7 protein-coding genes are annotated in these 7,401 nt (G+C 39.9%); 1 reads left to right on the top strand and 6 read right to left on the bottom strand.

Features of this window, described 5'->3' with window-relative positions; translation table 11 throughout:
- Positions 1-497: EF-Tu/IF-2/RF-3 family GTPase (locus tag H4J63_RS00590; RefSeq protein ID WP_259365446.1), on the top strand; the 497-nt coding region annotated here is incomplete at its 5' end.
- Between the two features lie 213 nt (positions 498-710).
- On the opposite strand, the gene H4J63_RS00585 is transcribed toward H4J63_RS00590, so the two are convergent.
- The 6 genes from H4J63_RS00585 to H4J63_RS00560 all read right to left on the bottom strand — a co-directional run bounded on the left by H4J63_RS00585 (position 711) and on the right by H4J63_RS00560 (position 7,366).
- A complete protein-coding gene (locus H4J63_RS00585; RefSeq protein WP_165744994.1) occupies positions 711-1,622 on the bottom strand; it encodes a hypothetical protein in 912 nt (303 codons plus the stop codon).
- A gap of 174 nt (positions 1,623-1,796) precedes the next feature.
- Entirely contained in the window at positions 1,797-2,993 is a 1,197-nt protein-coding gene (locus H4J63_RS00580; protein ID WP_182193777.1) for a dipeptidase, read from the bottom strand.
- 64 nt (positions 2,994-3,057) lie between these two features.
- Complete coding sequence (locus H4J63_RS00575; RefSeq protein WP_004335925.1) at positions 3,058-3,312, bottom strand: YheU family protein; 255 nt, start codon at positions 3,310-3,312, stop codon at positions 3,058-3,060.
- Positions 3,313-3,314: 2 nt separating this feature from the next.
- Entirely contained in the window at positions 3,315-4,301 is a 987-nt protein-coding gene (locus tag H4J63_RS00570) for a hydrolase (RefSeq protein WP_182193775.1), read from the bottom strand.
- Positions 4,302-5,037: 736 nt separating this feature from the next.
- The gene (locus H4J63_RS00565) at positions 5,038-5,460 is read right to left on the bottom strand and encodes a TIGR02444 family protein (protein WP_182193773.1); all 423 of its coding nucleotides are present in this window, start codon (positions 5,458-5,460) and stop codon (positions 5,038-5,040) included.
- Complete coding sequence (locus H4J63_RS00560) at positions 5,444-7,366, bottom strand: ATP-binding cassette domain-containing protein (RefSeq protein WP_182193771.1); 1,923 nt, start codon at positions 7,364-7,366, stop codon at positions 5,444-5,446. Before H4J63_RS00560 ends, H4J63_RS00565 begins: the two co-directional genes overlap by 17 nt.
- Positions 7,367-7,401 lie beyond the last annotated feature (35 nt).

Raw genomic sequence — 7,401 nt, 5'->3', positions numbered from 1 at the left:
GTCGTGTTGAAGCTGGTATCATCCGCATCAATGACGAAGTAGAAATTGTTGGTATCAATGATACAACTCGTTCTACTTGTACTGGTGTTGAAATGTTCCGTAAGCTTCTTGACGAAGGTCGTGCTGGTGAGAACATTGGTGCACTTCTACGTGGTACTAAGCGTGAAGACGTTGAACGTGGTCAAGTACTAGCTAAGCCTGGTTCAATCAACCCACACACAACATTCACTTCAGAAGTATACGTACTTTCTAAAGATGAAGGTGGTCGTCATACTCCATTCTTCAAAGGTTACCGTCCACAGTTCTACTTCCGTACAACTGACGTAACAGGTGACGTACAGTTACCAGAAGGCGTAGAAATGGTAATGCCTGGTGATAACATCAAGATGACAGTAACTCTAATCGCGCCAATCGCGATGGACGAAGGTCTTCGTTTCGCTATCCGTGAAGGTGGCCGTACTGTTGGTGCTGGTGTTGTTGCAACTATCGTTGAGTAATCAACTGTTGTAATGCATTAAGCATTAAAAAAACCCGAGCTTAGTCTCGGGTTTTTTAATGCCTGTAATTTATGTAATGTGAAGGTGGCTCTCTTACCTTAGGCATCGGTGCTTTGTAGCAACTATCGTTGAGTAATCAACTGTTGTAATGCATTAAGCATTAAAAGTATTAATGTTATCGCTGTAACAGAGTAGGAGCATGAACTTAATCAGTTAGTAACCAGCATTCTTACGTAACTCATCAAGCATATCTTGGTTACCCATCATTTCGTCAAGCGTTGTCCTGACTGCATTGTCAGAACTATTGTTATAAACTGAAAGTAGATGCTGCGCCATTTGCTTCGTATAACCATCTTGTTTATTTTGAGCTTGGTAGTATTGCGCCATCAACCCTTGTGCAGCTAAGCGACGGATATAATCATTCGTGTCTTGCTCTAACAAGTTTGTAAATTGCTCTGCAAGGCGGTAATCAAGTACCGGTGTTTGAGTTGTTAACTCAACAGCTTGAATTTTAAATTTTTCGTCACTACTGTTGTTCGCTAAATTTAAAATGTTACCTACTACTTCATAGTCATACTCAGGCATACTCGATTTATTCAAGATAAACATATTCATTTGCAGTTGGCTCAGTGCAGCTAACCTATTTAAATCAGAGATGCTTGGATCTAAAGTTTGCTCTCTTAATTGAGAGTTTATTTGTTTAGCATAATCAGGTTCTGATTTGATCCTTAAATCATAGTCTTCTGGTAAGTCTGCATAAAAGCTATAAAGAGGATTTTGCTCACGTCGTTTTTCATCTTCTTGCTGCTGTTTTTCCTCTAGTACGTCAAGAACAAGTTCCTTAAATTCGTCGGTATCTTGTTCTTGATAAGAGCCATTAGCGTGCAGTGTTAAGTTTGCTACTTTGCGTTGTAGCGAACTTACTTTCTTGCTTAGTTCGTCAATTAAGGCTTCATTTGATTGCTGATATTCTGCAGGAGTACTAATAGAAACTGTGGGGCTTAGCTGTTGCTGCTTGGGTTTATTAAGCGAACTGGACTGATCTTTAAAAAATGTTCCGTAGCATGAAATTACCAAGGCAAGTGTTGCTATAGTAATCGCAATAGTTCCTTTGTTTATAGTCATAAAATAATCTGCCTCTAAAATGGGTAATTTATCTGTTTTCGAAATATAAGTCTGTTAAAAAATGTGTTAAATGAGGATGAAATATACGGGTTAATTAAGAAGGCGGGGCGTGAGTGGCGAAATACGGTGTTTAAATTGGCTATAAGCGCTAGACCTAAGCCTAGCGCGTAAAGCTTAATGCGATTTTGCGTATTGCTCAGCTTGTTTCCACACTCTTAGTGTATTGCCGCTTAAAATCTTTTTAATATCGGTGTCGCTGTAACCTCTGTCTATCAAACCTTGAACTAGATTTGGGTAGCTAGATACATCTTTTAAGCCGATAGGTAATGAATCGCCAACTCCATCATAATCAGAGCCAATACCTACATAATCAATACCAATTAGCTCAACTACGTGATCAATATGGTCAAGTACTTGCTCAAGACTTGCAAATGGATACGGATTTTTAGCACGGTACGCAGCATCAAAATCTTTACTTAACTTAGTACCTTCTTTTTTAGCTGACTCTTTTGTACTTTTTAATTGCTTGCCCCAGCTACCTGCTTTAGCGGTAACAAAGCTTGAGCCAAAATTGATTTGAATAACACCGCCATTTTCCTTCAGCGCTAATAGCATATCGTCATTCATATTACGCTCAAAGCCAGGCGTGTATTTACGAAGTGATGAATGAGAGGCAATTACTGGCGTTTTAGAGAGCTCCATAACCTGATAAAACGCATCATCAGAAATATGCGATACGTCAATTAGCATGCCTATATTATTCATTTCAGTGACAAGCTTTTTACCGAATGGGCTTAAGCCTTTCCATTTACGGCGTATATCGTAAGACGAATCCGAAATATGGTTGCTTTGCGAGTGCGCTAGCGTGATGTAACGAATGCCACGGTCGTAAAAGTGCTGAAGGTTTTTCATATCACCTTCGATTGGAGAGCCATTTTCCATACCCATGGCTATAGACAGCTTACCTTGTTTAAATTGCTCTTCAATATCAGAGCTTGAGTTAGCAATAGCAAACTTATTGGGTGCGCGCTGGATTATGGCTTCCATACTATCAATCATTTGATTGGCTAGCTGGTAGCTTTTTCCTTTACCCTCAAACTCTAAATGCGCAGGAATATAAATCGACATAAACGGTGCGTTTAAACCGCCTTTTACAGCGCGAGGATAGTCAAAATCGCCATCACTAGTTGCTTTGGTTACATCAACCCAGCTTTCGTGAATTCGATAAGGTACGTCAATATGGGTATCAATTAAAATGGTATCTTTAGCGAGTTTAATTGCCTTATCAGATGCTGTTATTGTTTGTTCTGCTTGGGCTTGGCTAGTTAAAGCTAGTGATATGGCTACCACTAGAGTGCTGAGTTTTATCATGTTTTGGCTCTTTGGGTAAAAAGCCATTGTGTACGTTCAATTCAAAAGTTACAAGTACTACGCCCTAATCAAACGACTGTGCTTGATGCTCTTCACTTTGCAGCGCTTTAAATTCACCTTTTGAAATTATAGTTACAGACTCGTGTAATTCTGAGAAAAACACCATCGCTTCGCCATTTTTAAGCTGCAGCTTTACTTGGCTTACTTTAGATTCGATGCTTGCCTCTACTTCACCATAATCGGTACCTTCGCGTAATACGTAGCTTTCGATTAAGTTATAAAGAGTGTCTTGATCGAGTTGTTCAAAAGGGATAATCATTACTACTTGTTACTCGCTTTATTTGATACGTGCTGGCTAAAATAATGAGGGACGGCTTTTTCTAACCAAAATATAGGTTTAAACGGATTTTTACCGCTAATAAAACCAACATGCCCGCCCTTGTCAGAGATGCGCAGCGTAACATGCTCACTTACGTCTTGCCTACTCGGTACGGCTTTAATTGAGAGCATAGGGTCGTCTTTGGCATGAATAATAAGTGTGGGTATAGCGATATCTTTTAAGTACGGCATAGCACTGGCTTTACGATAGTAATCGTGGGCATTTTCAAAGCCATGTAACGGTGCTGTAAGTTGGTTATCGAACTCTAATAAATCATCAATATTCATTAATTGATCGGTAGTTATAGGAATTTGCTGCTTAATTTGCGGTAATTTACGTTGCATCGACTTTTTCATGCGATCGAGCAAATACTTTTGATAAATTTTACCTAAGCTTTTACGAATAACATCACTTGATGATGATAAGTCATAAGGCGCCGATACCACTGCAGCTGCATTGAGTGGGCAGTTTGTATTCTCTTCGCCTAAGTACTTAGCAAGCACATTACCACCAAGCGAAAAGCCCACGGCAACCATCGCTCTATCTGGGTATTGTTGCTTAAGATGATTTATAAAAAAGGCTAAATCGGCGGTGTCACCGCTGTGATAAGCACGTGGAAGGCGGTTTACTTCAGTTGAGCAGTTTCTAAAGTGCATAAGCACAACTGCATAACCTTGTTTTTTTAAAGCCTTCATCATGCCTTTGGCATAAAAGCTATTTATATTGCCTTCAAGGCCATGCAAAACAACAGCAAGTGGTGCGGTTTCGTTATGTGGAAGTGACCATGCGAGCTCAATAAAGTCACCATCAGGTGTATCAAGTTGCTCAAGTTCGTAGCGAGTGTGGTGAAATGGGCGGAAAAAACGCGGCATTATGGTTTGAACGTGACGATTAGTCATCCACCATGCTGGTTTGAACTGAGAGATCATGTTTGTACTACGCACTTTGTATTAAACGAAAAGCTAGTGTACCAAATTTTTCGCTTCAGAAAATAAAAAGCGCCTAACTAGTAAACTAATAAGGCGCTTTAGTGCGTCGTGCTTAATTTTGGTCAGGAATTTCTGCATCATGTATTTTTTTCAGAAAGAAAAAAGCAAAAAAGATACACAAAGAAACAACGATAGTTAAAAATCCAAAAGACATAAATAAAACTGGATCTGTAAAAAAATCTCTAAAGAATACGCTCATGATTTGTTCCCCTCGTTGTTGATGGGTTAATCATAAGCGGTGTTTAGAAGGCCCAACGTGATCGAGATCAAGTTATTTACATAAGCAGATGTAGGAGCGAAGCTAAGTTGATTTAGATCATGATTTGAGGACTAATAAGTTATTACCAAAGGGTAAATAGAGTTTTTCGCTTGAAATAGTGAGCTGATCGTAATCCATGTTTTTTCACTTCCTCCAAAGCGTAGTGCTTTTAACTTTTTTGAGTAAACTACTTAAAAAATTTTCACAAAGAGAAAAGAATGAGAAGTAAATGAGGGTAGAGCTATAAACTACTTGAGCCAAACAACCGCTCAATATTTATATTTTTATCTAAGTAATCTAGTTTGTTTTCCTCTAAAAGCGAAGCGCCTCTTAACCTCTTTGTGAATAAATTACTTAAAGGTTTTTTGCACAAAGAAAATAGAATGAGCAGTGGAGGAGGGTATAAAAAGTCGCAGCCTAAGTGGCTTTCACATATAGCTCAATATTGTTTGGCTCTGCATACTCGACTAATTCAAACTCATTTACTGTTTCAATCAACATATGTTGCTGTTGTTTTTCAAGCTTTAGCTCAGCGCTTAGTAACTCTGCGCGTATTGTGGCGTAATCACTTATTGAATTTTGGTTAGTTTTTAAATAGCTACGTGCAGCACGTAGCGGTTGCAAGGCTTGGTTATCAAACTCATTAATTACGTTTATTAACTCACTTAGTTGCTCGGCGTTAACGCTTAAATTTAATGAATCTAAATAAAGTAGTAACAAGCACAAATTTACATTTTTACCTTGCTGGTTTTGTAGTGCCAGCAAGGTTGTTTGTTGATCAGGCTTTGCGTACAAGGTGCACGCAAATTGCCAAAAATGGTCGCTATTGAGCAAGTTCATCAGCGAATGCCTGTTCTTTTTCTTCCATTTCTTCAAGTGCCATCAGTAGCTCTTCTTCAATGTCGTTAAGTTTAGGCGTAAGCGTTGCTTGCTTGGCCAATAACTCTTTGAGTTTGGCTTTGTTGTCGTCGTTGTAGAGTTCGTTGTCGCCAAGGGCTACTTCCACTTCACTTAATTCGGCGGTAAATTTATCGAGTTGCTTTTCAAGCTTTTCAATTTGCTTTTTAAGTGGCTGAGTGGCTTTTCTAAATTCAGCCTCTAAGCGCTTTTGCTCTTTACGGTTAACACCAGGATTAGCTTTAGGTTCGTCGCTTTGCTGTGCTTTAACTGCTTCTTTATTGGCGTTAAGTAGCCATTGATAATACGCATCTAAGTCGTAACCAAATTGCGTTACTTTGCCATCATCTACTAAGTAAAACTCATCGGCAGTGTTTTTAAGCATATGGCGGTCGTGCGATACGGTAACCATAGCGCCTTCAAAGCCTTGCAGTGCCATAACAAGTGCATGGCGCATTTCTAAATCAAGGTGGTTAGTTGGCTCATCGAGAAGCAGTAGGTTTGGCTTTTGGTATACCAACATGGCAAGTACTAAACGTGCTTTTTCGCCGCCTGAAAAAGGGGCTACAGGCTCAAGTGCTTTATCGCCAATAAAGGCAAAGCCACCTAAAAAGTCACGTAGTGATTGCTCAGTGGCTTTTGGGTCTAGTCGTTGTATGTGCGTTATTGCACTGGCTTTTAAATCAAGAGATTCAAGCTGATGCTGCGCAAAATAACCAATATTTAAACCATGGTGCTGCGCAACTTCGCCCGCTTGTGGCTCTAAGTCGCCAGAAAGCAGTTTAATTAACGTTGATTTACCCGCACCATTTCGGCCAAGTAAAGCAATTCGGCTGCCTGGTACTAGGTTTAGCTCTATATTATTTAAAATAGTGACGTCACCATAACCCGCTTTGGCTTTATCTATTGTCATTAGTGGGTTTGGTAATGCTTTTGGCTCTGCAAACTCAAAGTTAAAGGGCGAGTCGGCATGTGCCGGCGCTAGTTTTTCCATGCGTTCAAGTGCTTTCACACGGCTTTGTGCTTGTTTAGCTTTACTGGCTTTTGCTTTAAAGCGCGTTATAAACTGCTCAAGGTGGGCAATTTGATCTTGTTGCTTATCAAACATCGCTTGTTGTTGTAATAAACGCTCTGCTTTTTGGCGTTCAAACTGAGAGTAGTTACCTTTGTACACATTGATAAGTTGCTTATCTACATGCCAAATTTGATCAACCACCGCATCTAAAAACTCACGGTCATGCGATATAAGTACAAGGGTGCCGGTATACGCACGTAAAAAGCGTTCAAGCCAATAAACGGCATCTAAATCAAGGTGGTTTGTTGGCTCATCGAGAAGTAGTAAATCGGCGTCGCGTATTAATGCTTGGGCAAGATTTAAACGCATACGCCAACCACCCGAAAAAGAGCTGACAGGGTTTTCTATTAGGTTATTGGCAAAGCCTAAGCCGTGTAATAGCTCACCGGCGGTCGATTCAATGCTGTAGCCTTTAATGTTTTCAAGCTGAATATGTACTTTGGCTTGTGTGTCGCCATCGTTGTTTTTCTCGGCCTCACGCAGTGCTATACGCATTGCATAGTATTCTGGGTGGCCTTGAAGTACATAATCAATCGCGCTTATTTCAAGGGCAGGGGTTTCTTGCTTAACAGAGGCAATAGACCAATCTTTTGGAATGCTGCAGTTACCGGCATCCAGTTGTAATTCAGATTTTAGTAAACCAAATAACGTTGATTTTCCACAGCCATTAGCGCCAACAAGGCCTACTTTGTGTTCTGGAAATAATGTAGCTGATGCGTTTTTTAATAAGGCTTTACCGCCACGAAGTAGTTCTATTTCTGATATTTGGATCATGAATGCGTTACTTTACTGTGCCCTTGTTAAGTTGG

Origin of the sequence: Pseudoalteromonas sp. 5Ae-yellow, from assembly GCF_014077565.1 — a bacterium.
Classification (GTDB): Bacteria; Pseudomonadota; Gammaproteobacteria; order Enterobacterales; family Alteromonadaceae; genus Pseudoalteromonas.
The sequence above is the reverse complement of the archived record's forward strand: the minus strand, read 5'-3'. Positions and strand labels throughout refer to the sequence as shown.

Excerpts from the sequence above, each read along its gene's own strand:
- H4J63_RS00585 (WP_165744994.1), bottom strand. The coding sequence starts at position 1,622 with ATGACTATAAACAAAGGAACTATTGCGATTACTATAGCAACACTTGCC.
- H4J63_RS00580 (WP_182193777.1), bottom strand. The coding sequence starts at position 2,993 with ATGATAAAACTCAGCACTCTAGTGGTAGCCATATCACTAGCTTTAACT.
- H4J63_RS00575 (WP_004335925.1), bottom strand. The coding sequence starts at position 3,312 with ATGATTATCCCTTTTGAACAACTCGATCAAGACACTCTTTATAACTTA.
- H4J63_RS00570 (WP_182193775.1), bottom strand. The coding sequence starts at position 4,301 with ATGATCTCTCAGTTCAAACCAGCATGGTGGATGACTAATCGTCACGTT.
- H4J63_RS00565 (WP_182193773.1), bottom strand. The coding sequence starts at position 5,460 with ATGAACTTGCTCAATAGCGACCATTTTTGGCAATTTGCGTGCACCTTG.
- H4J63_RS00560 (WP_182193771.1), bottom strand. The coding sequence starts at position 7,366 with ATGATCCAAATATCAGAAATAGAACTACTTCGTGGCGGTAAAGCCTTA.